The sequence below is a fragment of the Paenibacillus sp. FSL K6-1096 genome (assembly GCF_037977055.1).
In the GTDB taxonomy this organism is placed as follows: Bacteria; Bacillota; Bacilli; order Paenibacillales; family Paenibacillaceae; genus Paenibacillus_AQ.
Genome location: NZ_CP150274.1, coordinates 2,527,140 through 2,553,563, shown reverse-complemented (window position 1 = coordinate 2,553,563; position 26,424 = coordinate 2,527,140). Strand labels below are relative to the sequence as shown.

24 protein-coding genes and 1 pseudogene are annotated in these 26,424 nt (G+C 51.3%); 17 read left to right on the top strand and 8 right to left on the bottom strand.

Translation table 11 applies throughout. From position 1 onward, the window contains the following. Positions 1-48: 48 nt before the first annotated feature. The gene (ascB, locus tag MHI24_RS11145) at positions 49-1,473 is read right to left on the bottom strand and encodes a 6-phospho-beta-glucosidase (RefSeq protein ID WP_340025700.1); all 1,425 of its coding nucleotides are present in this window, start codon (positions 1,471-1,473) and stop codon (positions 49-51) included. A 138-nt stretch (positions 1,474-1,611) separates the two neighbouring features. On the opposite strand from ascB, the gene MHI24_RS11140 reads away from it, so the two are divergent. Then, positions 1,612-2,583, top strand: coding sequence for a LacI family DNA-binding transcriptional regulator (locus MHI24_RS11140; RefSeq protein WP_340025699.1), 972 nt, complete (start codon positions 1,612-1,614; stop codon positions 2,581-2,583). An 18-nt stretch (positions 2,584-2,601) separates the two neighbouring features. Here MHI24_RS11140 and MHI24_RS11135 read toward each other — a convergent pair whose 3' ends face one another. The 3 genes from MHI24_RS11135 to MHI24_RS11125 form a co-directional block, all read right to left on the bottom strand. Beyond that, positions 2,602-3,300, bottom strand: coding sequence for a DUF6710 family protein (locus MHI24_RS11135; RefSeq protein ID WP_340025698.1), 699 nt, complete (start codon positions 3,298-3,300; stop codon positions 2,602-2,604). Between the two features lie 197 nt (positions 3,301-3,497). Then, positions 3,498-4,475, bottom strand: coding sequence for a carbohydrate kinase (locus MHI24_RS11130; protein WP_340025697.1), 978 nt, complete (start codon positions 4,473-4,475; stop codon positions 3,498-3,500). Between the two features lie 22 nt (positions 4,476-4,497). Beyond that, on the bottom strand, positions 4,498-5,538 hold the full coding sequence (locus MHI24_RS11125) for a LacI family DNA-binding transcriptional regulator (protein ID WP_340025696.1): 1,041 nt from the start codon (positions 5,536-5,538) through the stop codon (positions 4,498-4,500). Between the two features lie 335 nt (positions 5,539-5,873). Between MHI24_RS11125 and MHI24_RS11120 the strand changes: the two genes are divergently transcribed. The 6 genes from MHI24_RS11120 (at position 5,874) to MHI24_RS11095 (ending at position 13,855) form a co-directional block, all read left to right on the top strand. Next, entirely contained in the window at positions 5,874-6,812 is a 939-nt protein-coding gene (locus MHI24_RS11120; protein ID WP_340026655.1) for an ABC transporter permease subunit, read from the top strand. A gap of 14 nt (positions 6,813-6,826) precedes the next feature. Further along, positions 6,827-7,708, top strand: coding sequence for a carbohydrate ABC transporter permease (locus MHI24_RS11115; protein WP_340025695.1), 882 nt, complete (start codon positions 6,827-6,829; stop codon positions 7,706-7,708). Between the two features lie 19 nt (positions 7,709-7,727). Continuing rightward, positions 7,728-9,347 carry an ABC transporter substrate-binding protein gene (locus MHI24_RS11110; RefSeq protein WP_340025694.1) on the top strand — a complete coding sequence of 540 codons (1,620 nt, stop codon included), beginning with the start codon at positions 7,728-7,730 and terminating at the stop codon, positions 9,345-9,347. Positions 9,348-9,421: 74 nt separating this feature from the next. Beyond that, entirely contained in the window at positions 9,422-10,864 is a 1,443-nt protein-coding gene (locus MHI24_RS11105; RefSeq protein WP_340025693.1) for a glycoside hydrolase family 32 protein, read from the top strand. A 236-nt stretch (positions 10,865-11,100) separates the two neighbouring features. Continuing rightward, positions 11,101-12,930 carry an APC family permease gene (locus tag MHI24_RS11100; RefSeq protein WP_340026654.1) on the top strand — a complete coding sequence of 610 codons (1,830 nt, stop codon included), beginning with the start codon at positions 11,101-11,103 and terminating at the stop codon, positions 12,928-12,930. Between the two features lie 169 nt (positions 12,931-13,099). Continuing rightward, positions 13,100-13,855, top strand: a complete 756-nt coding sequence (locus tag MHI24_RS11095; RefSeq protein ID WP_340025692.1) for a hypothetical protein — start codon at positions 13,100-13,102, stop codon at positions 13,853-13,855. Here the strand turns inward: MHI24_RS11095 and MHI24_RS11090 are convergent. Further along, positions 13,836-16,175 (bottom strand): helix-turn-helix domain-containing protein, encoded by a 2,340-nt coding sequence (locus MHI24_RS11090; RefSeq protein ID WP_340025691.1) that lies wholly within the window; start codon positions 16,173-16,175, stop codon positions 13,836-13,838. The two genes, MHI24_RS11095 and MHI24_RS11090, sit on opposite strands and share 20 nt — an antisense overlap. Positions 16,176-16,362: 187 nt before the next feature. Between MHI24_RS11090 and MHI24_RS11085 the strand changes: the two genes are divergently transcribed. The 4 genes from MHI24_RS11085 (at position 16,363) to MHI24_RS11070 (ending at position 18,867) form a co-directional block, all read left to right on the top strand. Next, positions 16,363-17,136, top strand: a complete 774-nt coding sequence (locus MHI24_RS11085) for an extracellular solute-binding protein (protein ID WP_340025690.1) — start codon at positions 16,363-16,365, stop codon at positions 17,134-17,136. A 43-nt stretch (positions 17,137-17,179) separates the two neighbouring features. Next, positions 17,180-17,887, top strand: a complete 708-nt coding sequence (locus MHI24_RS11080) for a hypothetical protein (protein ID WP_340025689.1) — start codon at positions 17,180-17,182, stop codon at positions 17,885-17,887. Between the two features lie 55 nt (positions 17,888-17,942). Next, the gene (locus tag MHI24_RS11075) at positions 17,943-18,287 is read left to right on the top strand and encodes a DUF3969 family protein (RefSeq protein ID WP_340025688.1); all 345 of its coding nucleotides are present in this window, start codon (positions 17,943-17,945) and stop codon (positions 18,285-18,287) included. A 136-nt stretch (positions 18,288-18,423) separates the two neighbouring features. Continuing rightward, on the top strand, positions 18,424-18,867 hold the full coding sequence (locus MHI24_RS11070) for a GNAT family N-acetyltransferase (RefSeq protein WP_340025687.1): 444 nt from the start codon (positions 18,424-18,426) through the stop codon (positions 18,865-18,867). 210 nt (positions 18,868-19,077) lie between these two features. Here MHI24_RS11070 and MHI24_RS11065 read toward each other — a convergent pair whose 3' ends face one another. Then, positions 19,078-19,830, bottom strand: coding sequence for a MerR family transcriptional regulator (locus tag MHI24_RS11065; protein WP_340026653.1), 753 nt, complete (start codon positions 19,828-19,830; stop codon positions 19,078-19,080). Positions 19,831-19,975: 145 nt separating this feature from the next. Between MHI24_RS11065 and MHI24_RS11060 the strand changes: the two genes are divergently transcribed. The 3 genes and pseudogenes from MHI24_RS11060 (at position 19,976) to MHI24_RS11050 (ending at position 23,655) form a co-directional block, all read left to right on the top strand. Continuing rightward, positions 19,976-21,202, top strand: a complete 1,227-nt coding sequence (locus MHI24_RS11060; protein WP_340025686.1) for an MFS transporter — start codon at positions 19,976-19,978, stop codon at positions 21,200-21,202. Positions 21,203-21,230: 28 nt separating this feature from the next. After that, positions 21,231-21,986, top strand: a pseudogene (locus MHI24_RS11055) (IS30 family transposase); the annotation flags it as partial. A 271-nt stretch (positions 21,987-22,257) separates the two neighbouring features. Continuing rightward, on the top strand, positions 22,258-23,655 hold the full coding sequence (locus tag MHI24_RS11050; RefSeq protein ID WP_340025685.1) for a helix-turn-helix transcriptional regulator: 1,398 nt from the start codon (positions 22,258-22,260) through the stop codon (positions 23,653-23,655). A 425-nt stretch (positions 23,656-24,080) separates the two neighbouring features. Here MHI24_RS11050 and MHI24_RS11045 read toward each other — a convergent pair whose 3' ends face one another. Continuing rightward, positions 24,081-24,353, bottom strand: coding sequence for a DUF6809 family protein (locus MHI24_RS11045; RefSeq protein WP_340025684.1), 273 nt, complete (start codon positions 24,351-24,353; stop codon positions 24,081-24,083). A 141-nt stretch (positions 24,354-24,494) separates the two neighbouring features. Next, on the bottom strand, positions 24,495-24,674 hold the full coding sequence (locus MHI24_RS11040; RefSeq protein ID WP_340025683.1) for a ribbon-helix-helix domain-containing protein: 180 nt from the start codon (positions 24,672-24,674) through the stop codon (positions 24,495-24,497). A 165-nt stretch (positions 24,675-24,839) separates the two neighbouring features. Here MHI24_RS11040 and MHI24_RS11035 point away from each other — a divergent pair, with 165 nt between their 5' ends. From MHI24_RS11035 to MHI24_RS11025, 3 genes are all read left to right on the top strand, one after another. Then, positions 24,840-25,100, top strand: a complete 261-nt coding sequence (locus tag MHI24_RS11035; RefSeq protein ID WP_340025682.1) for a hypothetical protein — start codon at positions 24,840-24,842, stop codon at positions 25,098-25,100. 476 nt (positions 25,101-25,576) lie between these two features. Beyond that, a complete protein-coding gene (locus MHI24_RS11030; RefSeq protein WP_340025681.1) occupies positions 25,577-25,957 on the top strand; it encodes a hypothetical protein in 381 nt (126 codons plus the stop codon). After that, positions 25,954-26,292 (top strand): hypothetical protein, encoded by a 339-nt coding sequence (locus tag MHI24_RS11025; protein ID WP_340025680.1) that lies wholly within the window; start codon positions 25,954-25,956, stop codon positions 26,290-26,292. The genes MHI24_RS11030 and MHI24_RS11025 overlap by 4 nt, the downstream gene beginning before the upstream one ends. The last annotated feature ends 132 nt before the right edge of the window (positions 26,293-26,424 follow it).

The window sequence follows — 26,424 nt, the reverse complement described above, 5'->3', positions numbered from 1 at the left end:
GAAAAAACAGGCAACCCCTAGAGGCTGCCTGTTTCTGCAAAGTATAGCTTAACGCTTCAGGCTCTCTCCATTAGTAGCAATAACATCCTTGTACCAATGGAACGATTTCTTGCGGTAGCGCTCCAGCGTTCCGGTTCCGTCGTCGTTGCGGTCCACATAGATGAAGCCGTAGCGCTTGCTGAGCTGGGCGGTGGAGGCGCTGACCAGGTCGATACAGCCCCATGAGGTGTAGCCCATAATCTCAACCCCATCCTCCAGCGCCTCTCCTACCTGCACCAGATGGTCATTCAGGTAAGCGATCCGGTAATCATCGTTCACGGTTGGCACGCGGTCTTCGCCGGTGATCAGCTCGTCCTTGGCCCCGAGTCCATTTTCCACAATGAACAGCGGCTTCTGGTAACGGTCATAGAACATATTCAGCACATACCGCAGGCCTTGCGGATCGATCTGCCAGCCCCATTCGGAGGCCTTGAGGTAAGGGTTAGGCGCGCCGCCGATCAGGTTGCCCTCCTGGGTGCGTTTGCTGCTGTCCGCTGTCTCACAGATGCTCACATAGTAACTGAAGGAGATGAAGTCTACCGTGTGCTTCAGAATGTCCGCATCGCCAGGCTCCATGTGGATCTCGATGCCGTGCTCTCTGAAGTATCTTTTCATATAGCCGGGGTACACGCCTCTCGCATGGACATCCCCGAAGAAATAGTTCATATGCTCCGACTTCATCGCCGCGATCACATCATCCGGGTTCGGCGTCAGCGGATAGGTCGGCATACTGAGGATCATACAGCCGATCTTGGCCTGCGGGTTAATCTCATGACCGATCTTGACCGCAGTAGCGCTTGCGACCAGCTCGTGGTGAATGGCCTGATACAGATCCTGCTTGCTTAGCTGCTCCTTGGGAGTATAGATCCCGCCGCTCATGAACGGCTCGTGCAGAATGGAGTTGATCTCGTTGAAGGTCAGCCAATACTTGACTTTATCCTTGTAACGGGTGAACACGGTTCTGGCATACCGCTCATAGAAGCCGACCAATTGGCGGTTGACCCAGCCGTCATACTGCTTGGACAGGTGCAGCGGCGTTTCGTAGTGGGAGAGGGTCACCAGCGGCTCAATGCCGTATTTGTGACACTCATCGAACAGGTTGTCGTAGAATTGCAGGCCTTGCTCGTTAGGCTCCAGCTCATCGCCGTTCGGGAAGATCCGGGACCAGGCGATCGAGGTTCGGAAGACCTTGAATCCCATCTCAGCAAAAAGCTTAATATCCTCCTTATACCGGTGGTAAAAGTCGATGCCGGCCAACTTCAGATTATCCTCGGTCGGCACCTCGGTCACCGGGCCCCTGATCCCTTGCGGAGCTACGTCCTGGGTGGACCAGCCTTTGCCGTCCTCATTATATGCGCCTTCGAGCTGGTTGGCGGCTACCGCGCCGCCCCACAGGAAGCCCTCCGGAAATGGAGATGTCGATGGTGAACTCATTGATAATCCCGCCTTTTCTAGTTATTGATTCAGATATGGTAAGCTTAATATGTCCCATACATCCATGCTAAATGTTGTAACGCGTTACATGTCAACTATGAAGTTGTGCAAATATTCAGGGTGATAAGGAGCAGGGTTATGTCGAATCTGGATCAAATCGCGAAACTGTCGGGCTTCTCCAAGGCTACGGTATCGAGAGTGCTGAATCATTCCCCCCATGTGAGCCAGGCGACGCGGGAGCGTATTCTGGCGATTATGGAGGAGCTGGACTATGTGCCGAACGGGAATGCCATTTCTCTGTCCAGGGGGGAGACGATGCAGATCGGAATGGTGACGGAGGGGCTTAACGAGGTGATGCTGCCCTTTCTGAACAGCTTCGTAGAGACGGCCAGCCGGCACGGGTATCAGACGATCGTCTATACCTCCGGGGGAGACCCGGCCAAGGAGCTGCAGGCGTTCGAGGATATGCGGGGGAAAAGAGTCGATGCGCTGGCGATTACCACCTGCGTCAACGACCAGGCGCTGCTCGGCTCCTATTGCAAATACGGGCCGATTGTATCCTGGCAGCGGATGAAGCTGCCGGAGATCCAAAGTGTGGCGATGAACCAATATGACGGCTACAGGCTGGGACTTGAGCATGTGATCGCAAGGGGATATACACGGATCGCCAATGCCTACGGCCGCCCGGCCAGCATGAATACCTCCGGGCGGATGCAGGCCTTCCAGGACATCATGCGTGAGCGTGCTCTGCCGGTGAACCCGGACTGGTCACAGACCGGCATCTATTCCATCCGCGGGGGCGAAGAGCTGGTCCGCAGGCTGCTGCGGCACCCGGACGGACCGCCCGATGCCCTGCTCTGCGCCAATGATATGGTGGCCGCAGGGGTGCTAAGTGAAGCCCGCAGGCTTCATGTGAAGGTGCCGGAGGAGCTGGCGATTGTTGGCTTCGATAATACGGAGCTGGCCCATACGCTCGGGATCACCTCCATCGATAATCCGATTGCCGCGCAGGCCCGTAATGCCTTCCACCTGATTCTCGCCAGGCTGAAGGGGGAAGAGGCGAAGCAGGAGCCGCTGGCGTTCCAGCTGGTGCAGCGGGAGACGACTTGAACGACCGGTGAAGCTGACTCAGAACATGATCCGCTGCGCGGTCATGATCCGGCCGATCTCGAAGATGGCAGCGCATTCCACGAAATGCACATCGGAGATGATGGAATGGTCATGGGTTCTGTAATAATATTTGCCGTCCGTATAAACATGATCATAGATGGCGCTGATGTCATAGACCCGGGTCGGGTAGAGCTCCCCCTCGCCCTTGGCAATCCCCGCCGTGATGGAATGATGTCCTGAGCCTTCCACGAAGGAGATGCCAAGCGGCAGCCACAGGGTGACCTGATGCCCCTGATCCTGGCGCCAGCTTCCGTTCAGCGTGCCTTCGCCGATCCGGATCAGGCAGTCGCGCAGCTTGCGGGGAATCCAGGGGGAGGGGAAGACCAGGTCGCGCGCCAGATTAATGCTTCTGCTGCTGTTGTCGATCTCCTTCATCAGGAAGTGGAAGCTCTTGCCGTCCAGCGTCACCTCGGCCCATTCGTCGAAGAACAGGTTGTCCGAGAAGATCCGTTCCATCTGGTCGATCTCGCCCCGCAGTGCGGGCATCAGCATGAGCTGGCCCTGAATCCGCCGGCCGATCAGCCGGATGAAGTCTATAACCGGATGCGTCTCCGGCTGGAAATAGCCATAATTGACATCATAATAAAAGCCGAGATTCTCCTGGATCAGATCCTTGGCAAATGCCAGGAGATGATCGAAATCACGTTTCGCATTCATGCACCTACTGCTCCTTCAGTCGTATGATATTGTGCTTATCATATTACGCACCGCGCCCCGGTGTCTGTGATCTAAGCAGCAGGGAACAATTGGTTTGACCCTACACGAAAGAGCCCCCTTGGCTATCTGTAATCAGACAGCCAGGGGGCTCTTTGCGATGTGTACGCTCGGAGAGCGGACCTGATGCTTATAGGATGTTAGCTGCTGTGAGGGACAAATGCCTGCACCTCGTCCAGCGTAGGCAGCGCGGCCATCGCCCCGATTCGGGTGCAGACAATCGCCCCCACCTGATTGGCGAAGCGGACGAAGGTCTGCTGCAGCTCCGGACTATGGATGAAGCTGGCCGGAGCAGGGAGGCGGCTGATCTGCCAGAGCAGCGCTCCGCTGAAGGCGTCTCCGGCCCCGGTAGAATCAACGGACTCCACAGGGATGCTTGGAATCCGCATACGGGAGCCCGGGGAGGAGATCAGCGTGCCGTCCTTGCCCAGCGTGACGGCGACAGCTCCGGCTCCCCAATCATGCAGCAGATCAAGGGCGGCCGCGCAGTCCTCTTCGCCGGTGATTAGCTCCAGCTCCTCACCGCTGACCTTTATGAGATCAGACCTCCGGATAGCGGCTCTGGACAGGGTGATGAATTCCTCCTGGCGTCCGTTCCACAGGTCTTCCCGGTAATTGGGGTCGAAGGAGATGAACTGCCCCTGGGCCTCCGCTTCCTCCATCAGGGTCAAATAGACCTCACGGAACGGATCGGCCAGCAGGGCGGTAGCCGAGCCGAAGTGGAGCAGGGCAGCCTTGCGGATGGCCGGCCGGTCCAGTTCCTCCAGGCGGAGCAGCCGGTCGGCCCCGCGGTGGAACACGAAGTCGCGCTCCCCGTCCGCCGCGCGTGAGACGAAGGCCAGCGTGGTCGGCACTGACGTATCCGCGAGCAGCATTGAGGTATCCACCTGCTGCTGCTCCAGCGTCTGCGTCAGGAAGCGGCCGAAGGGATCGGCCCCGACCTTGCCGAGCAGGGCAGAGCGGCCGCCGAGCCGCGCAATGGCGGCGCTTACGTTCGCCGGAGCGCCGCCGGCCTGCTTGGTGAACTGCCGGCCTTCGGTCAGGCTGACTTCCACCTCGGTGCAAAAGAAATCAATGAGCAGCTCGCCCACGCAAAGCACTGTACCATAGGAATTCACAAGCTTGTACCTCCAGATCGGATTAGTTCGGAACAGGGGTGGAGTCTCTGAATATCACATCAGTGGCGACATGGGTCACCTGATAAGGCCGGGCCGGGTCCTTGATCCGGGAGAGCAGCATCTCGGCGGAGACAATACCCATGTGGTCGCTGTAGATATGGACGGTTGTAAGATGAGGCTCGATGATCCGCGATTCCGAAGCATCATCGAAGCCGCAGACCGCAATCTGCTCCGGCACCTTGACGCCTCTGCCCTTAAGCGATTTCATCACGCTGATGGCGATGAAATCATTGGCGCAGATGAAGGCGGACGGCCACTGGCTGAGGGCCTCCAGCTGGCTGTCCATCCAGCCTGCTTCCAGCAGATAATCCTTGTCCTGGCCGATGATGCAGGAATCGGGATCCAGCGGAATTCCGGCGTCCGCCAGCGCTCTGTTGAAGCCGGTCCACCGTTCATGAAAGCTGCGGCAGTGGTTGTAATCGCCGACGAAGCCGAAGCTCTCCACCCCGCTGCCGATCAGCTTGCGGGTCATGGCGTACACACTGTGCTCATTCTCCATAAGCAGCAGGTCTGCCTTCAGCTCGGGGTAGACAATGTCTGCCGCGCAGTCAATGAAGATCGCCGGAATGCCGAGGCTGGTGATCAGCCCGCTGTACTCCTTGTTGAACATTTCGATGCAGATAATGCCGTCCACACCGGAAGGCTCAAAATTGCCGGGCAGGGTCATGCCGTTCATATCATTCTCCCGGACAAAATAAATGGACAGGGTATACCCCTCGGTGCTGATGCGCTTCTCCAGTCCGCTGAGCAGCTGGGAGCCGAAGTGGGAGCTGTTGGGCAGATTGCTGGTCAGCAGGGCGATGTTGCCCTGTTGGTCGGAGGTGCTGACTGTTGCCTCCAGGTAAGAGAACTGTTTATATTTAAGCTCCGCCGCCTTGCTGATAACCTTCTCCCGGGTCTCGGGCGGAACGCTCTCTGCGCCGTTCAATGCCTTGGATGCCGTATTACGGGAGATGCCCAGCGCATCGGCAATGTCTTGAATGGTGACCTTGGCTTTCTTCATCACTGTGTTCCACCTTTGTATCCCCAGATTTGTAACCTCTGTTACCTAATATATAGCATTTCACCAAAATTGACAACGTAATTTTACAAATGCACAAATTATTTTTACATAAATAAGCCTAACGCAAGTATAATTAAGTGATTTCTTATAATAATGTTACATTTGCACGGTGAAATGCACGATATCAATGAATTTTTTGCACAAAATGCATTGACTTCCTGTAAGGTTATCTGATAAATTGTAAATGCAAAACATGGTCAAATGTAAAAATGAAAACCTATTCATTAGTGGCAAATGTAAAATAAACAGAAGGGGGAAGAAGATTGGCCAATCCGATGGTTTCACCCGGGAGCACTGCGCTCACCCGGCATAAGTCGTGGTTAAGCTACGTGCGCCGGCATTATATTCTGTATCTATTCTTGGCTCCGGCTGTAGTGCTAACCGTTATCTTCAAATACGTTCCGATGTACGGCGCGATTATTGCCTTCAAGGATTTCAGCCCGCGCAGGGGCATCATGGGCAGCGCTTGGGTCGGATTCGAGCATTTCCAGCGGTTCCTCTCGTCGCCGAATTTCTACGATATTCTGATGAACACGCTTAAGCTTAGCGCCTACGGGCTGATCCTCGGCTTCCCGGTGCCGATTCTGCTGGCGCTGATGCTGAATCTGATCCGGGGGGCGAAGCTGAAGAAGAATATCCAGCTGATCCTGTACGCGCCCAATTTTATCTCGGTGGTGGTTGTTACGGGGATGCTGTTTGTCTTCCTGTCGCCGACAGGGGTGGTGAACGCCGTGGTGACTGCTTTTACCGGCAAGCCGGTGTCCTTCATGAGTGATCCTGCCTACTTCCGGTCCGTGTACATTCTGTCGGGCATCTGGCAGACGGCCGGCTGGTCGTCCATTATCTATGTGGCTACGCTGGCGAATGTGGACCCTCAGCTCCATGACGCGGCTACGATGGACGGGGCTTCCCTGCTGAAGCGGGTCCGTCATATTGATCTTCCGGCGCTGAAGCCGGTGATGGCGGTACTGTTCATCCTCGCCGCAGGCGGCATTATGTCTATCGGCTATGAGAAGGCGTATCTGATGCAGACGGCGCTGAATACGCCAACCTCGGAGATTATTGCAACCTATGTCTACAAAGTCGGGCTGCAGGCCGGAGACTACGCGTATTCCACTGCCATCGGATTATTCAATTCGGTTATCAATGTGATTCTGCTGGTCTTCGTCAATACGGTCGTCAAGCGGCTGAATGAAGGGGAAGGGCTGTACTAATTAAGGAGGTAAGTATGGAGATTCAATATTCCGGCAAGGACCGGGTCCTGCTGGTTATAACGTATATTCTGCTCGGTCTGTTCATCTTGGCCATCCTGTTTCCGCTCATCTATGTAGTGCTGGCCTCCTTCCTGACGCCGAATGTGCTTATTACGAAGGGGCTGGCTATAATGCCCTCAGACTGGACGGTAACCGGCTATGTCAAAATCCTAAGCAACGACGCGATGATCCGCGGCTTCTTCAACGCTGTTCTGTACTCAGCAGCCTTCGCGCTGGCTACGGTGTTCTTCTCCGTCTTCGCGGCGTATCCGCTGTCCATTGAGGGGCTGGCGGGGAAACGTCCGGTGATGATCTTTTTCCTGATTACGATGTTCTTCGGCGGCGGTCTGATTCCGACCTATCTGGTGGTGAAGGATCTGGGGATGCTGAATACGGTGTGGGCGGTCATTCTGCCCGGTGCGGTCAGCGTGTTCAATATCATTCTGGCGAAGACCTATTTCCAGGGGCTGCCCAAGGAGCTGTTCCAGGCGGCCGGCATCGACGGGGCATCGGAGCTGGGAATCTTCTTCAAGATTGTGCTGCCGCTGTCGAAGCCGATCATCTTCGTGCTGGCCTTGTATGCCTTCGTGGGGCAGTGGAATTCCTACTTCGACGCCATGATCTATCTGGAGGATTTCAGGCTGTTCCCGCTGCAGCTGGTGCTGCGCTCCATCCTGATCCAGAATCAGGTGCAGCCGGGCATGATCGCCGATGCACTGGCCCAGGCGGAGCTGAAGAAGCTGTCTGAAATGATCAAATATTCGTCCATCGTGATCTCCAGCCTGCCGCTGATCATTATGTATCCGTTCTTCCAGAAGTACTTCGAGAAGGGTGTCATGGTAGGTTCCATCAAATAAACAACAGGGGGAATTCGTTATGAACAAAACAATGCAAACGCTATCCGCCGTGGCACTCTCGGCTGCGGTGCTGTCCGGCTGCGGCGGTGGGGGCGGCAACTCGGCGGCCTCGGAGGATTACAAGCTGGAGAATGTGACGCTGCCGCTGAAGGAGAAGGTCTCGCTGCATTTCATGTCCCAGAGCTCGGCGCTGGCCCCTGCCGATCCGAACGAGAAGCTGATCTACAAGCGGCTGGAGGAGAAGACCGGGGTGCACATCGACTTCACTAACTATACGAATGACGCTTTTGTGGAGAAAAGAAATCTGGCGGTCGCCAGCGGCGATCTGCCTGACGCCATCATCGATGCGGCTTACTCGGATTATGATCTCCTCACTCTGGGCAAGGACGGGACGATTGTTCCGCTGGAGGAGCTGATTGCCAAATACATGCCGAATCTGCAGAAGGTGCTGGACGCTGCGCCGGAATATAAATCGATGATGACGGCGCAGGACGGGCATATCTATGCTTTTCCCTGGATAGAGGAGCTGGGTTCGGGTAAGGAGAGTATTCATTCGGTCAACGGGATGCCTTGGATTAATGTGGAGTGGCTGAACAAGCTGGGCCTGAAGATGCCGACGACCACCGGGGAGCTGAAGCAGGTCCTGCTCGCCTTCAAGAACGATGATCCGAACGGAAACGGCCAGCAGGATGAGATTCCGCTGTCGTTCGTGATGAATAACGGGAATGAGGACATGAACTTCCTGTTCGGCTCGTTCGGCTTTGGGGATAACGGCGACCATACCGTGGTGACCAATGACGGCAAGGTGGTGTTCACTGCGGGTGAGGACGGATACAGAGAGGGCATCAAGTATCTGAATGAGCTGTATGCGCTGGATCTGATCGACGAAGAGGCTTTTGAGCAGGATTATAATACCTATCTGGCCAAAGGGCAGAGTGAGCGCTACGGTCTCTACTTCCAGTGGGATAAATCCAATATTACGGGCTTCAACGACAAATACGACCTGATGCAGCCGCTGGCCGGGCCGGACGGGGAGGTCAATGTAACGCGGACGAACAACTTCGGCTTCGACCGCGGCCGAATGGTGATCACCGGGGCGAACAAGAATCTGGAGCTTACGGCCAAGTGGGTGGATCAGCTCTATGAGCCGCTGCAGTCGGTGCAGGATAACTGGGGGACGTATGGGGATGAGACGCAGCAGAATATTTTTGAATACGATGAGGCGGCCCGGATGCTGAAGCATCTGCCGCTGGAAGGCGCGGCTCCGGTGGAGTTGCGCCAGAAAACCAGCATCGGCGGTCCGCTGGCGATTCTGGATGAATACTACGGCACTGTGACGACCAAGCCGGATGATGCTGCCTGGCGGCTGGACCTGATGAAGGAGAAGCTGGTGCCTTATATGAAGGCGGACAACAACTTCCCGCGCGTCTTCTATTCCCTGGAGGACCAGAAGAAGCTGACGAATATCGAGACAGACCTGTTCCCTTACGTGAACCGCAAGCGGGCGGAATGGATCAAGACCGGCAAGGTGGAAGCGGAATGGAACGATTACAAGGCCGAGCTGACCCGGCTGGGGCTGGACGAATGGCTGAAGATCAAGCAGGCGGGGTATGACAGCTATCTGAAGAATAAAGGCTGAGGTGAGGCCGGATAACTGTGGTACTGAGGTGCCTATAAACTTAAACAGATAAAGGTGGTAATGGAGTGGAGATTGTGGAGCGAACCAAACAGAGGCCGGTGCTGCATTTTACGCCTAAGCAGCATTGGCTGAATGATCCGAACGGGCTGGTCTATTTCGAGGGTGAGTATCATCTGTTCTATCAGCATCATCCGCATTCAAGCATCTGGGGGCCGATGCACTGGGGCCATGCGGTCAGCAAGGACCTGATCACCTGGGAGGAGCTGGACATTGCGCTGTATCCGGACGAACACGGCACAGTTTTTTCAGGGAGTGCGGTCGTTGACTGGAACAATACAAGCGGCTTCTTTCCGGATAAGACCGGTATGGTGGCGGTCTATACCAGCCATCTGGAGCCGGCGGCAACGTCGCCTGCCGTGCAGAGACAGAGCCTGGCCTACAGCCATGATAACGGCCGGACCTGGAGTAAATATGAGGGCAATCCGGTCCTATCCCATGCGGAGAAGGCGGACTTCCGGGACCCGAAGGTGTTCTGGTCTGAGGAGCACGGTAAATGGGTCATGGTACTGGCTACCGATCAGACGATTACCTTCTACTCCTCGCTGAATCTGCGGGAGTGGAGCCTGGAGAGTGAATTCGGCGAAGGGGCCGGCTCCCATGAAGCGGTATGGGAATGCCCGGATCTGTTCCAGCTTCCGGTCGAAGGGACCGGGGCATCCAAATGGGTGCTGCTGGTCAGCATCGGCGATAACAGCGGGCTGAATTACGGCTCGCGGACGCAATATTTCGTTGGGGAGTTCGACGGCTCCGTGTTCACACCAGAGCATGAGGATATCCGCTGGCTGGACTACGGCAGAGACAACTACGCCGGAGTCAGCTTCTCGGATATTCCGGCAGCGGACAGGCGTCGGATCTACATCGGCTGGATGAACAACTGGCGGTACGCCAATCAGATTCCCAGCCGGGGCTGGCGCGGCACGATGACCATTCCGCGTGAATTAACGCTGTATGAGGCAGAGGGCCGCACCCTGGTGCGCCAGCAGCCGGTAGCGGAGCTGGACCGTTACTTCGCCGCAGAGTCAGCGGCGTTGCCGGAGCTGCTGCTGGAACCGGGCAAGCGGCGGAGGATTGACAGCGGCAATACCGCAGCGCTGAAGCTGGAGCTTAAGCTGGAGCAAAGTGACGCAGACGAATTCGGTCTTATTCTTCATCATACCGCCGATGAATATACAGAGCTGGTCTACACTGCTGCGGAGGGAACGCTAACGCTGCGCCGGGATCACTCCGGCGAGACCGGCTTCGCGGAAATGTTCTCTGCGCCCCAATGCACCGAAGGGATCGGCAGCCTGAGGAGCCTGACCATCCTGGCCGATGCCTGCTCGGTGGAGGTCTTCGCCAATGATGGTGAGGCATCCATTACCAGTCTGGTCTTCCCGGCAGAAGTCTGCTCCGGCCTCACCTTTTATGCAGAGGGCGGAAATGTCCGGCTGCGCTGTAATCAGTCCTTCATACGGTAGATTGATTATAGGATGAAATATATAAGGGTGTTCTGCATGGCGTATGAAAGCGCTTGTGGAACACCCTTGTTTCTGCGTGGGAAGGTTTCTTGGGAATCTGCATCTATACAGAAACTGACAAAAGGATTAATGTAGTATCGAACGGGCAGCAAATGCAGTGTCCGTACCCAGTTAAAGGCTGAGATTTTATTGGTGCAGCATGGGTAATATAACATTAAAAAAGTCGGTGAGCGATGATGATGTCCTCGGTAAAAAGGTTCCTGATCGGACGGCCTCTGAAGTCCGAGCAGTTGGGCGAGCAGAAGCTGAGCAAAACCAAAGCCCTCGCCATTCTGTCCTCGGATGCCTTATCCTCCGTGGCTTACGGGCCGGAGCAGATTCTGCTGGTGCTGGTAACGATCAGCGCGGCCGCATTCTGGTACTCGATTCCGATCGCAGCCGGAGTGCTGGTGCTGCTGCTGGCCCTGATCCTGTCCTACAGGCAGATTATCTTTGCCTATCCCCACGGGGGCGGCGCTTATGTAGTATCCAAGGAGAACCTGGGTAAATATCCGGGTCTGGTGGCCGGCGGTTCCCTGTTGGTCGATTATATATTGACGGTGGCGGTCAGCGTATCGGCCGGGACGGATGCGATTACCTCGGCTTTTCCCAGTCTTCATCCTTATAATGTGCCTATTGCCATCCTATTCGTCCTGCTGATCACCACCCTGAACCTGCGCGGGGTAACCGAATCCGCCTCGTTCCTGGCTTATCCGGTCTATCTGTTCGTCCTGGCCTTGTTCATTATGATCGGTCTGGGCCTGTTCAATGTGCTGACCGGCAGAGTACCGGCGGAGCTGCATACTGCGCTCGGGACACCGGTAGCCGGAGTCAGCCTGTTCCTGCTGCTGCGGGCGTTCTCCTCAGGCAGCTCGGCGCTGACCGGGGTGGAGGCGATCTCGAATGCGATCCCGAACTTCAAGGCTCCGGCGCCGAATAATGCGGCCAAGACGCTGGCGGCGATGGGGATTCTGCTGGCGCTGTTATTCTCAGGCATTGTCTTCCTGGCGTATTACTACGGCATAGCCCCGCGCGAGAAGGTGACTGTGGTCTCCGATCTTGCCGAGCATGTCTTCGGCCGGAACTTTATGTACTACTTCGTGCAGGGGACAACGGCGCTCATCCTGGTATTGGCGGCGAATACCGGTTATTCAGCCTTCCCGCTGCTGGCGGTGAATCTGGCGAAGGATAAATTTATTCCCCGGATGTTCACGGTCCGCGGTGACCGGCTGGGCTACTCGAACGGGATTGTCAGCCTGGGGGTATTGTCCATTATTCTGATCATCGCCTTCAAGGGGCGGACGGAGCATCTGATCCCGCTGTACGCAGTCGGGGTATTCATTCCGTTCACGCTCTCGCAGACGGGCATGATCGTCAAGTGGCTGCGCCACAAGCCGGAGGGCTGGCTGCCCAAGCTGATTATCAATGCGGTCGGAGCGCTGATCAGCTTCATCGTTACGATCATGTTCTTCCTGACCAAATTCCCGCAGGTCTGGCCGGTGCTGGTGTTCCTGCCGCTGATCATTCTGTTCTTCTACCGCATCTACAAGCATTATGAATCGGTTGCTGATCAGCTGCGGATAACGACCTGCGGCGAGCCGCCGCTGGCGATTGAAGGGAATATTATCATCCTGCCGGTAGCCGGGATTACGCATGTTGTGGAGAATTCCCTCCGCTATGCCAAGTCGCTGGGGGCGGAGCAGATCATCGCTGTGCATGTGCCGTTCGAGCGGGAGGATGATGCGGTCTTCGAGGAGAAGTGGAAGAAGTTCCATCCCGAGGTGCGGCTGGTGACGCTCTATTCGCCTTACCGCAGCATTATCCATCCATTGACCAAGTTCATTGATACCGTCCAGCGTAAGGCCAGCGAATCGAATTATCAGGTGACGGTGATCGTCCCGCAATTCATACCGAAGAAGGGCTGGCATAACATCCTGCACAACCAGTCCAGCCTGCTGATCCGTGCACATCTGTTGTACCGGCGCAATGTCATTATTACAACCGTTCCTTATCATCTCAAAAAATAACAGAATCATGCATACGGAAGCCTTCAGCTTACGGATATCCGCAGGCTGGAGGCTTTATGGCTGTGCCCGGTATATGATAAGCTTGACTCTATGAGCATAAGAATCGCTCCCGGCAGGTCCGGTTAAGCAAATAGCATTGGTTAGCATTCGCGGATGGAGGGACTGAACGTTGAAGGAACGATACTGGAAGAAGCGTGGAAGAATACTGGTGATCCTGCTGCTTGTGCTGCTGCTTGCAGGCTGTGCCCAAGGGACCGCCCATGTGACCGTGAAAAAGAACGGCTCGCTGGATCTGGCCTTCAGCCTGCTGCTGGACGCGCGGGCGGAGAAGCTGGTTAGCGGTGCAGTGGAGAAGCAGCTGTCTGACCGGCTGGCGGCAGCCGGCATCGAACTGAAAAAGACCGCGAACGGGAAATCTACCGAATACCAATTTAAGAAATCCTACGCCTCCATAGAGGAATTGAAGAACAGCAGCAGCGGCATAGATATTGCGGATGCTGAGGTCAGCCAGACGGACCGGTGGCTGTATACCAAATACAACATAACAGCCCAGCCGAAGCTGAATGCTTATTCCGATGAGATTATTGACGGCCTGGGCACCCTGAATGTTCCGAAGTCTCTGGTCCGGCTGCTGATGGGCAGCTTCTCCGTGGACTTCAAATTAACGATTCCCTATGATCTGTACGGTGAGAATAATGCGGCCGAGCAGGACGGCAACACGCTGACCTGGCATGTATCCCTGGCGGATTCCGAACCTATCCAGCTGTCAGTCTATGTGCCTGACATCAGGAATATTGCGATTGCCGGGGGCGGCCTCCTATTGGTTCTGGCTGTACTCATTACGTATCTTATCCGAAGAAAGCGATCCCGCAGCAAGCCTAAAGCTCCGCCAGAAGGCACTGCATTCAATCCGCCTCCCGGATAGCTCTAGGCTTTGAGTGGAAGCTGTCCCGGTACTGGCCGGGAGTCATGCCCTCCTGCTTGCGGAAGGAACGGATGAAATTCTGCGAATTGTTGTATCTTAGGCGGGAGGCGATATCCTTAACGGGCATATCGGTCTCCTCCAGCCACTTCTTGGCCATCTTGAACCGGTACATCGTGAGATAATCGCTGAAGTAATACTGGGTCTCCTTGCGGAACACGCTGCTGATGTAGTTGGCGTTATAATGCAGCCTGGAGGCGCATTCCTCCAGCGTCAGATCCCGGTCGTATTCATGCTGCACGATGTCGATCAGCTTCTCGGAGATATTATGATACTGGGCATTCTGCCTGCTGTGGAAGATCACGATGACCGGCTGGATTACAATGGTCCAGAACCAGTCCTCGATCTCGGCCACAATATGCAGGTCCGTCAGCTCCTCGAATAACGACCCCCCTGTAGGATAGATCTGATTCAGGGTAATACCCGATTCCTGCATCATAATGAGCGTATTGTTCAGCAGCCGGGTCAGCGGAATCTGATATTCCTGCGGCGAGAGCCCCAGCGCAAAAATACACTTGAACAGCTTATGCAGCAGCTCCTTCGCCTTCTCCCTGTCCGCGAGCTTGATGGCATCCATCAGGTCATTTTCGGTATGGGTCGGGTAGTTCAGATTCAGATAATGCTTGCCGGAGTTGAGGTTCTCATATTGGATGATGATCCCTTTGCCGAGCGTAATCCGGTGCTTCAAGGCCTCCAGGCCTTCCCGGTAGGCAATCGGCATTTTGTCGAACGTATGGAACGGCAGACTGAGCCCGATGCTGATCTGCAGCTTCAGCACATGGTTAATCTCCTGCTGCAAGCTCTCGGTTAAGGCATACAGCCTCCGGTGAAAAGCCTCCGTATCCTCGTCCCCGCTCCCGATGACAACAGCCAGCACCTGGCCCATGATCACAGGGGTCAGCCTGTGCTCTTCCGCCACCAGCTCCTCGATCATGTTATGTGCTGCGAACAGCAGCAGATTGAGATCCTTTTTCTCATAGCTGCTCTCCTCCGAGAAGTCGATGCTCAGCGTAATGACCGCCATCGTCTTCCATTCCTCCGTCTGCCGGCCGTACCCGTATTGCTCCAGCTCCTCCAGCAGCTCGCGCTTCCGCAGATTGCCTTGAAGCGCCTGAATCAGGAAGAAGGTCCGTACCTGCCCGAGATGCTGGCTGACCTCCTTCTCCAGCTGTGACTTGGACTGAAACAGCGAGTGCACCTGCTCCCCGATGAGCTGGAATTCATCCGAATGGCCTGCCCGCAGGCCAGGCCGGCGCAGTCCAATCTGGGTCAGCAGCCGCTGGATGGGGGTATACATCCGCCGGGAGCCCAGCCACGCCAGCAGCACGGATACGAGCAGCATCGATAAGCAGACGAGTACGGTGTAGGTGCCGATTTTGCCGGATTCTCTGGTCAGGCTCTTAATGGAGGTGGCCGACAGGTAGGTCCAGCCGCTCTGCGTGGAGCGCATATAGCTGATCGAATAATCGGCTTCGTTGATCTCGGTCTTGAATTGCCCGGACGGCTCGGGTGCGGCCGCAATCTGCTGGAAGCCGGTGAACCCGCCCGCCTCGGCAGACTGTCCGATCAGGCTGCGGTCTGGGTGCAGCAGAATCCGTCCGCTTCGATCCAGGATGATTATGCTGTCCAGCGGCTGCACGTCGGAGTTGATGAAATCCTGCAGGCTGCAGGCCGGAATATTGGCGATGGCCAGTCCGTACTTCTGCAGCTTGGTCACCGGCAGCTTCTTCACCAGGCTGATGCTGTAATCGCAGCCGGTCACGCCGATGCTCTCTTCGCTGTAGAACAGGGAGGACGGATTCAGCACCCAGGAGGAGCTGCCCTCAATATTCAGCAGATTCGTCAGCTGCTCGTAATTCCGGTATTCATTCAGGCGGTAGAGCCCGGAATTCTTAATCATCCAGTTCTGCCGCTGATTGAGCAGGATGACATCCTCCAGCCGGGTATCGAAGGACTGCATGTTGCGGAGCTCGTTACGCAGGTCGTTATATAAAATGAAATCGTTTTCATTTAACGGGTTGTTCAGCGCCTTCTTGAGGACGGAGGAGTTCACGACCTGGTTCAAGGTCTGGTTGACAGTACTCAGCTTATGCTCTACATTTGAGGTAATTTGTAAAATAAGTTCCATTTTGCTTTCGTTAACATTTTTTTGAATCTCGCTGGAGGATGTGACATAAGAGAAGGAGCCAATGAACAGCACCGGCAGGATGCTGATGGCGAACGCGAACATGGTAAGTTTACTGAGGAAGCTCAGATGTTTCAACGGAGTTCAGCACCTTTGCAAGAATAGTAGAGAATCACTGCTCTAAGTGTACGCATCAGGTTGGATAATAACAATAATCATCTGGTGCGGCAATAATCATTTTCTCTGATCATCTGTGAATATACTAAATTTTACAATAAATAGGATGTTGGTGTATATACATATTACGCTTCAGGGGGTTATGAACATGTTCAACCGGATCGCGGGCAGGAAGGGTACTCTGGCAGGGTGTTTCCTTCTCTTCGTATCGTTCATTATGTTAAGCGCTTGCAGTGAGCAGCAGCCGGACGGTGATCCGCCTTCTGCGGGAGTCCGCCCGTCCATCTCGATTCTGGCCCCGCTGCATTTCCCGCAGACCCCTTCGGGGGAGCTGATCGGCGAGATTGAGCGGCTGACCGGAACGGAGCTGAACATTACCTGGGTGCCGGAGGGCGTCTACACCGACAAAATGAATACCGCGCTGACCACCGGCTCCCTCGGCAAGGTAACGTTCGTCAAGTTCACCGACTATAATCCGGTCAAGAATATGATCCGCTCCGGCGCGTTCTGGGAGATCGGCCCCTACCTGGATGCCTTCCCGAATCTGAGCAAGCTGAACGCTGCCATTCTCAAGCAGACGGCGGTGGATGGCGGAATCTATGGCCTCTATACCGAGAGACCGGCCTCGCGGCAGGGCATTATTATCCGCAAGGACTGGCTGGACAAGCTGCATCTCAGCCCGCCCGGTACGCTGGAGGAGCTGTATGAGGTGATGAAGCAGTTCACCTATAATGACCCGGACGGCAACGGCAAGGCCGATACGCTTGGGCTGGTGGACCGCAACGATCTGGTGTACGGAGTATTTAAGACGTTAAGCTCTTACTTCGGCACGCCGAATAACTGGAAGATCGAGAACGGCCGGTTCATCCCGGAATTCGCCACACCGCAGTATATGGACACGATGAACTTCATGCGTATATAAGGAGGGGATCATCAACCAGGATTTCGCCCTGACCAGCAAAGAGGTGCAGCGGGACAAGTTCATCCGGGGAACAGCGGGGATTTTCATCGGGAGCATGACGGATGTGCAGCGGCTGTCCATCGAAGCCAAGGCGATTAACCCCAAGGCGGAGCTGACGCTGATTAACCGGATTAAGGGTCCGGAAGGGTATAAGGTATGGTCGATTCCGAAGTATAACGGCCTGTATCTTTTCTCGCGCAAGGCCATTGCCACCGAGCAGGAGCTGAAGCAGGTCCTCGCGTTCTTCGACCGCACGATGGATGAGGATGTCGCCAGCCTGATGGCGTACGGCTTCGAGGGCCGCCACTATAAGCTGGACGCAGACGGCAAGGTGATCCTGCCGGAAGAGACGTCCCAGCTGCGGGTGTATGAGGTCAATCCGCTCAACTCCCTGATGATCGCCGATGTGGGCAATCCGCATATTAGGGAGGTCGCCCAGAAGGAGCAACTGACGGCGCTGGCCGACCAGCTCAGCCGGGACAACGAGCAGTTCCTGGTCGACGACCCCACCGTCGCCCTTACCTCGCCCACCTATGACGAGAAGAACGCCGAGCTGTCCGCCATCATCGCCGACGCCACCTACAACTATATCCTCGGCAACCTCGACGCCGCCGGCTTCGCCCGCGAGGTGGAGAAGTGGCACACCAGCGGGGGGAATCTGATTATTCAGGAGTATGGGGAGGCGGAGAAGGTGGGGGAGGAGGAGGAGTGAGGCTCTTATCCAGTATAATATTTCTATAGAAAGTGCCTTGAAAAGGAGTGGTCTATTGAATTTACAAATTGATTTGGAGCATCCAGATGAAATCCAAAAGTTTTTATGTATATTAAATATTGGAATGCTCGATGCTTTGCTTAACGGGGCATTAACACTCGAAGATGCATATGCGTACCTCTATCGTCCTTATGTAGCACAATTACTTCAACAAAATAATGCCAATAAGGATTTAGTTGAATTGTTTGAAGAATGCTGTATGTTGGAGGATATACGAGATATAGTTCCTGAAAAGCTGCAAGATACACTTATGCTGAAAAAGCGAGAAACACTAAATTTACTTAAATCCTTACCTACTACAGAAAAGTCATTGTATTGGCTTAATGATTTTGACGATTAGTAAGCTTTTGAAATAGAGCTAAAGCACATTGTTAATTAGATGAACTTGAGGCACGATCCAACAAAAAAATGTAACCGTAGCCGACCAACTTATTATTTAATGAAAGTTTATTTCATAATGGAGGGTAGATTACACCGTGAATATTCAACTACATATGATTACCCCTGAGCTGGAACAGGAGTGCATCCAATTGAGCGTAAGCGCCGGGCAACTGGGCTTGGTGGCAAGTAATGCCGACTCACTTGTACATGCGACCAATGAACCTACCTCTGTACCCTATGGTATTTTCAATGATGAAGAGATGGTTGGATTTATTCTGTTTGATAATGAGAGATATACAGATGGTTACTATTGGATTCTGAGATTCATGATTGACGCAGGATTTCAGGGCAAAGGGTACGGGAGAGCAGCAATTAAAGAGGTCATTAAGATGCTGAGCACCCGCGAGGATTGCACACAGATTAGAGTATCGCATAAACCTCATAATCTAACGGCCAGTAAGCTCTATAAGAGTGTAGGATTCACCGAGACTGGGGAGTTGGAAGACAACGGGGATATTATTTTGGCGTATGCGATGTGAGGTTGCACACGACATTTGAATTTTTTTCTTATGACGGATTGTAAAGAGAAGTGCGACAGGTAGATTAAAGATTTATGGTAGTATTTATGTAAAATGTAAATAGATTTTGCGCTCCGGAAGCAATTAAGGAATAACATCCTTCAAGCAAAATAAAGCTGGTGTCCCTTATACTAAACAGGTACACCAGCTTTTTAGTCAACCGGATTTGCTTTATTGATTCATTGCCGCAAACGACTCTGCCGCTGCTGATAGATAATAAGCCAACCCGGTTTGCTGACTTTCGAGCATCTTAAGATGAAAGTCATCACTTAGAAAAAAACGAGTCTGAGCTACAAAGTCTTCAACCGATGCTTTGTGCCCATGCTTATTCATAAACTCAAGATGGCATCGAATCAAATTTCTTGTTTTTTCATCGTTATGCTTTAAGCCTTCTCTTAATGAACTTGCCATTTCATTCATGAAAGTCATGGCTTCGACTGCTTGTTCGTTTAATTCCTTAACATCCGTTGGGGCAACCTCATGAGACTCCACCCCATACGATTCCTTCAAATATTGATTTTGCTCAATCAGCGCTTTGTTCCACTCTTCCTCATTTTCAAAACCTTTGAACATTTCCTTATTATCCATGGTTTCCCCTTCCTTTATACATGCAATGGATTTACGCAATGTTTGAATGATGGTATCCAGTCTGTCTTTGCGGCAAAGGAGCAACTCCTCCTGCTGCGAAAGAATGGATAGCCGGTCTGAATGATGTTCCATCATTTCCTTGATTTGATCTAAGGAAAAATCCAATTCTCTATAAAATAGAATCTCTTGCAAACGTTCCAGCTCTTTCGCTCCATACAACCGGTATCCAACTTCACTTATTTTACAAGGTAAGAGAAGACCGATCTTGTGATAATGATGAAGCGTTTTGATTGTAACATTGGACAGTTCCGATACTTCTTTTACCGTGTACATTATTGCTCATTCCTCCCTTCACTAGGTAGCTTATTCTCTTCCCTAAGAGGAGAGTCAAGGCGAACTTTTTCAAAAAAAATATTGACCCTTCCCTTACAGTAGGCACTAAGATGATTTTCGAAATAGATGACGAGGGAGGAAACTAGAAATGTCAGGATCCGTTCAACTGCTTCGAAACGGCTTTGTTCGAGCCGTTATGATTTCAACTCTATTTTCTCAAATGGGTATTTGGATTCGTAATTTTGCTGTCCTCTTGTATGTTATGGAGGTGACAGGAGGAGATTCATTTGCCGTTTCCATGATTTCGGTCGCGGAATATGCGCCAATTTTTATCTTTTCTTTCATTGGTGGAGTATTCGCGGATAGATGGCGGCCCAAGAGAACAATGGTTTGGTGTGAATGTTTAAGTTCGTTATCCGTATTTATTGTCTTTGTTATGTTGGAAGTTGGAACATGGAAGATCATTTTTTTAGCAACATTATACTCTTCCATTTTATCACAGTTTGCACAGCCTTCCGGCATGAAGCTATTTAAGAATCATGTGCGTGATGAAGATGCACAATCCTGCATGTCTTTGCTACAAACCATAACATCTGTCTTTATGGTTCTTGGTCCGATCCTGGGAACGTTGGTATATCAGCAATTCGGAATTGAAGTTTCAATATTGACGACCAGCGCTTGCTTTCTGTTATCTGCTTTTTTCCTTGTCTTCGTCCCGTCTGATGAAAAGAAACTAAAGAATCGAGAGACCAACCCATCTTCGCTATTTCGCGAAATGGCGGACGGCATTCATTTTGTCTTCGTAAACAAGTTACTCTTGCAGCTCAGTATATGTTTCACGTTGGTGGGATTAGGAGTTGGGTTAATTACGCCGCTTGGCATCTTCCTAGTTACGGAGCAGTTGGACTTGCCTGCAGAGGCTTTGAAATGGATTAGCATACCTTACGGTTTGGGTGAAATTGTCGGAGGAATAGTAATATTTGCTCTCGCGGCTAAGATCGCTCCACAACGTTTCCTTATGATTGGTTTACTCGTCAACGGTGTCGGGATCATCTTAACAGGGATGTCAACCGTGATATGGCTAACGATGATGGCCCAATTCATCATTGCTCTTCTGCAACCGGCCATTTTTGTCGGAAATAGCGCAATGGTCATGCAGCATACCGATCAAAACTTTATAGGTCGGGTAATGGGAATCCGCACTCCGCTTATGACGGGAGCGATGCTCCTTATGATGAGTGTTGCAGGTGTGTTAAAAAATACACTTTCACTTACAATTGTGTACGAATTGGCGGGATTCTGTTTTTTTGCAGGATTCCTAATTATGATTCCGCTTTTCCGAAGCAAAGGTAAAGGGGAGCAATCGGTGGCATAATGAATCATTAACTCTTGACAGCAAGCCGAAAGGTAAAGGTCGCTTCACGACGGAGTTAGCTGACGAACTGGAGGATAAGCTGAACCAGACATGGTCGCCTGAGCAGATCGCTGAAGAACGTCGTGCAAGCGGAAAGCCGTTTGTATGCTTCACAACAATTTACCGGTGGCTTTATGACGGACGTCTGGCTGGGGGCGAAGTTAACATGTTGCGCCATAAAGGAAAACGACGGAAGCCTATGGAGACACGTGGCCGGTTTCTAGTGGGTAAAACGATTGTCCAGCGTCCTAAATCCGTTAAGAAGCGTGAGTCATTCGGTCACTGGGAACTTGATACAGTTGTCTCCAGCCGGGGAAAAAGTCGTGCCTGCGTAGCGACTTTTATTGAGCGCAAGACGTGTATGTACCTGGCTGTTAAGATGCCTGACCGCACCGTTCATTCCATGGAGATTGCATTCGGTGTAGTAACTGGGCAGTCTCCACAAGGAGCCTTCAAAACCGCCACCGTTGACCGTGGGAAGAAATTCGCATGCCATACAGCGTTGGAGTTCTTTCATGGCATTAATGTGTATTTCGCCGATCCCTACTCGTCCTGGCAACGTGGATCCAATGAGAATGCAAATGGGCTCCTCCGCGAATTTTTCCCGAAGGGTAAAGATTTTGCGGAGGTTACAGATGAAGAACTGGCCCGCGCCCTCCACCTCATAAACCACCGACCTCGGAAGTGTCTCGGGTGGAAGTCTGCAAACGAATCGTTCATGGAAGATCTGTTGCACTTAGCTTGACAATCCATCTTATGATAAACGGCTACGCCCTCCTGATGGCGTAGCCGTTTGTGCGTCTGTAGGCTTAAGTGTTACGTACGATAAATAACTGAAATACTAAGGAATCCCCTTCGGATTTCTTAGAGTGGCAACTGTAATGCCAAATTTTTAAAGTTTAGGAAAAATACATAATTAGTACTTGATTAATGAATCGACCACTGGTATATTTTGTATAACATAAAAGGAATTTTATTCTATAAATCACAAATTGAAGAGGAAGGGTGGTTAGGACTTGCAGGCAACAACTACGATGTTATCGGAACTGGAGGAGTATTTGCGGCAGAAGGGATTATCGATTACGGAATTCGCCAAGCGTTCTCAGCTTCATTCGGGGACACTCAGCAATATCCTTCGCAGACACCGGCCTATTGCGATACAGCAACTGGATCGGATTACCGAGGCCATGGGACAGGAGGAAGGGTACTTCTATGACTTGTATATCGATGACTATATTATTCGTGGTTCCTCAGACTGGAGAAGGATTGGACCGCTATTGCTTCGCTGTGCTGACCTGAACAAGTTGGACAGTATCCAGCGCCTGGCCCGCCACATTATGGACAACCTGATGTATGCGCCCCTGCTGTTTGACACAGCAGAAGAATTATTTATGGCCGGGAAAAAGGAAGCCGCTGCCGCAATCTATGAGATTGTCGCCGAAGCCGAACGCTATCAGCATTCGGAACGGCTGGCGCTATGCCAGTTCAGGTTGTTCACCATTTCGCTAAGTGATGATCAGAACCGGAACCTGTGGGCAGCCAACCGGTTTGAGCCTTTTGTCGAACGGTTGGACGAAGTCGATCAGCTTGATGCACTCAAAGAGCTTGCCAATACATACCGGTCCTTACAGCTCTGGGATAAGGTCGATGAATATGCAGTCAAGATGGGGCATAAGGCTAGAATACAGTATGACCTGAAGGTCCAACACGAACACAGAGCATCCGAATCCGTGAAGCTCCCCGGCAGACCGCTGTTTTTCTATATCGCCTACAGTGACTTGTTGCGGGGTAATGTTTGTGATGAGCAGGGTGACTATGAGGTAGCTTTGGGTTACAAGTATGCATACTCCGATTTAAGTTGGGTAAGTGAGCAGGGAGAAGCAGTAGAACATTGGAAAGCTCTTTTCCTTGAATGGTCAACCGCTAATATCTATATAACAAAGTTACTAAGTGGCGATATTACCGTCTTGGAATCTTACGTTGACTATATTAATAAACACAGAAATGAATTAGTCATGGGATTATTACATATTTTAAGAGCCGCTAATAAAAATCAGTTTGTTATTGATGATACACTGGAGTGTTATAAGCAAGAATTAAGTGGAATATTAAATGAAATTGTTAAAGGAAGATATTCTAGAAACCTTGCCATGGATCGCCAAGCCAGTTTGATTTATGAACTCGCATATTATTATTTATATAAAGGCGATTATTCTAAAGGTTTTGATTTATTATTAACAGCAATCACAAATTTCCAACAGATAAACAATGAAAAGTATATACTGGAAAGTGTAATTCTATTTGAAAGATTTAGAAGTAATGCAAATCAAGAGATCAAGCGGCAGTATCAAACTTTACTTTTGGGAGGAGATTCTCATGAAGAAAAGGGTCGTTATACTTCTTACGGTTCTTAGCATTGTTTTAGTACCGATTGTTGTAGGGCCAAGCGTACCTAGCTCTCCTGGAATTTCATTATTCAATCACGGGGAAGGCTGATTAATCCCTCCAACCCTTAGAACAGTATCATCCTATAAGCTCAACTTAAAGTCCTGCTACTGCTTCTTGTGGCGGGATTTTTCAGTAACATCAGCCAGGCCGTTTCCCCACTTTGGCTAAATTGTACATCTTAAAAAAAGATCCGCCTTGTTGGCGAAACTTTGCAGTAGACTGAGCCTTTCTATAACCCGTCCAACGTCAAATGGTTAAAGCAATCCATTCAACAGATGGAGCAAGGAATGCTAATGCCTTAACTTAAATTGTCTCAGTAGGCCCCGCCGCTTCAGCGGTGGGGCTTAGCTGTGAGACTAATCTGTGCTACAGACGTTAAATCCACCGAGGATTATGGACGATTACTCATTGTTTCAATCAGAAGGTTTGCCCCCAACTTGAACCCTTGATGAAATGCCGCTTCCACATGCATACTGTTTACGCTGTCACACAAATCTAAATACTCTTCTAGCTCCCGAAAGGTTTGTTCGCCTAATCGTTTACGCCATTGCTCGGTTAGTGCAGTCACTTGCTGATATGCAGAATGATACTCTGGATGTGACGGCACAATGGTTTCGCTGGGTTGAAGCTGCCCATGATATAAGGCTTCCAAAATTGTTGTCATATTTGTCCTCCCATAATTATCATCACATCGCTTGAATGAGATTCCTGCACATGGTAGGATATTTATGCAGTCTGCTTATCCAAGCGATTGCGTGGGTAGGAAGTAGCGGTGTTCTTTGTGGGACTTACGCTGCTTCCTCTTTTATTTTTGGAGCTCGTCAAACACCTTTTCAATTCCTTTGCGGATAATATCGGAACGGGTCGTTTGGAGCTTCTCAGTGCAGGCATCGAGCTTGCTCAAAATCTCTTGATCGACACGTACCCGAATTAAATCGCTTTTGGGATTGTCAGATGGTGGACGCCCCATCTTTTTGGACGACATCACTTCACCTCCACTTTTTGTGTCCATGATAAGTATATTTATGTGGCAACAAAAAGTCAATGAGACCCTTCATGATTGATCCATCTTTTCAGCCAAAAAATGAAGCTAACGCCGATGAAAATATAGAACAAGATAAGCATAATGGTAAAGGGAAGGAATGGGTTAATGAGAGGTCTAGTCTATGTGGAGTATAGGCGGTTAGGTTTCTTTGCTGTACAGACTGAAGATAATTATTTCTCCATCATTGAGGTTCAGAGTAAACTCCCTTCCTTATTGAACAAATTAATTGGAGATCTTGATTCATTGGGTGAAAAATCACTATACAATGAAACAACTCAAGAAAAATTAAACGTATCCGTTATATCTACACAGTTAACCCTGGCTGAAGCGAAGAGTTATATAAAGAAAGCTGTAAGAGGAATCTAATTTAAGTGAACACGTAATACGTACTAAACTATGATGTGTAAAACGAGGTACATTAAGCTACTCCTCTAAAATGTTGCAGACCACTCCCTGTTGTACAAGGAACTGGCTCGACTCGGAATCCTGAACCCCCATGTCCGAAAGGAATTCCGGCGAATGCACCTCGAAGTGATTCGGGCTTGTTGATTTGGACTCCACCGTAGAGATGGTCTATGGGAATCAGGTCAAGACCACCAAACCAAAGGGGTGAGCGCGCATAAGCCGGGGCGCAAAGGCTACCATCCCTTGCTCGCTTTCGAGGACAGTTCCACCTTTGCTTGAATGCTGTGCTACGCGCCGCAAACGTTCACTCGTCCATGGAAGTGTCTCCTTTTCTGGAAGAGACCTTTGGCCTCTAGGGCCAGCCCTCGGTCGACTATGCCCGGTTTTACAAAGGGTTTGGCGGCTAAGACTTTTATTTACTTTTGGAGGTGCGCTGTTTGGCTATGTGGGCAAAAATCAAGTGGACCAAGCTTTTGGCCGCAGAAGTCGCTTCCTGCCTGTACTGGACACGCTACGTGGACGAAGACTGGATCATTGAAGGGATCGCCCTGAGGTATCCTGCAACTTCTAGGAAGAAACCCAGACGGGTCGCCGTCATCCGCAAAGCCAAAGTCATTCAAGACGTCCAAACTTGTTTTCTGCTGGATAACGACTGGGAGAACGAAGCAATGGGAGGATATTTATTACAGTTGGAGAATATCATGTATAAGACCGAAAGAAACAATTTAACTAACTACGTATTTCTTGAACTTACATACAAAAAGGGAGTTGCTGTACACTATATCTTGAAAGGATTTGAAGGAGGTATTAACCAATGAAGAAGTCAACAAAAGTATTTTTAATTTCCTTATTGTTATTTTTAATTTTATTATTAACTGCTTTAATTATGTGGTATATAAATTTGGACATATATAAATGGGGATCTGTTGCGGGAACTGTTGTTGGACCTGATGGGGAAGTATATTCTTCTAACAATGAACTTTATAATCAGTATAATAATGGGCAACTAAAGGTTGGGAAAACTATTGGGATTATTAAAGACAACAATTCTTTTCTACCAACTTGGGTCCGTCATATTAATAATGATAGTGGGGATAATTGGATCTATGTGCATGGATTAATGAATACAGATATATTTTCCGAAAATCATTAAATTTTTATAAATGAGCATTTTGCTTCATCTACGCCCTTGTTATATATTCTCCAAGAACGTCTATTCTCCTTAGAAGAGCTTCAAAAAATTGAATCGAAAGAATGACTCCCCATCATATTCAGTGCTTTAGAC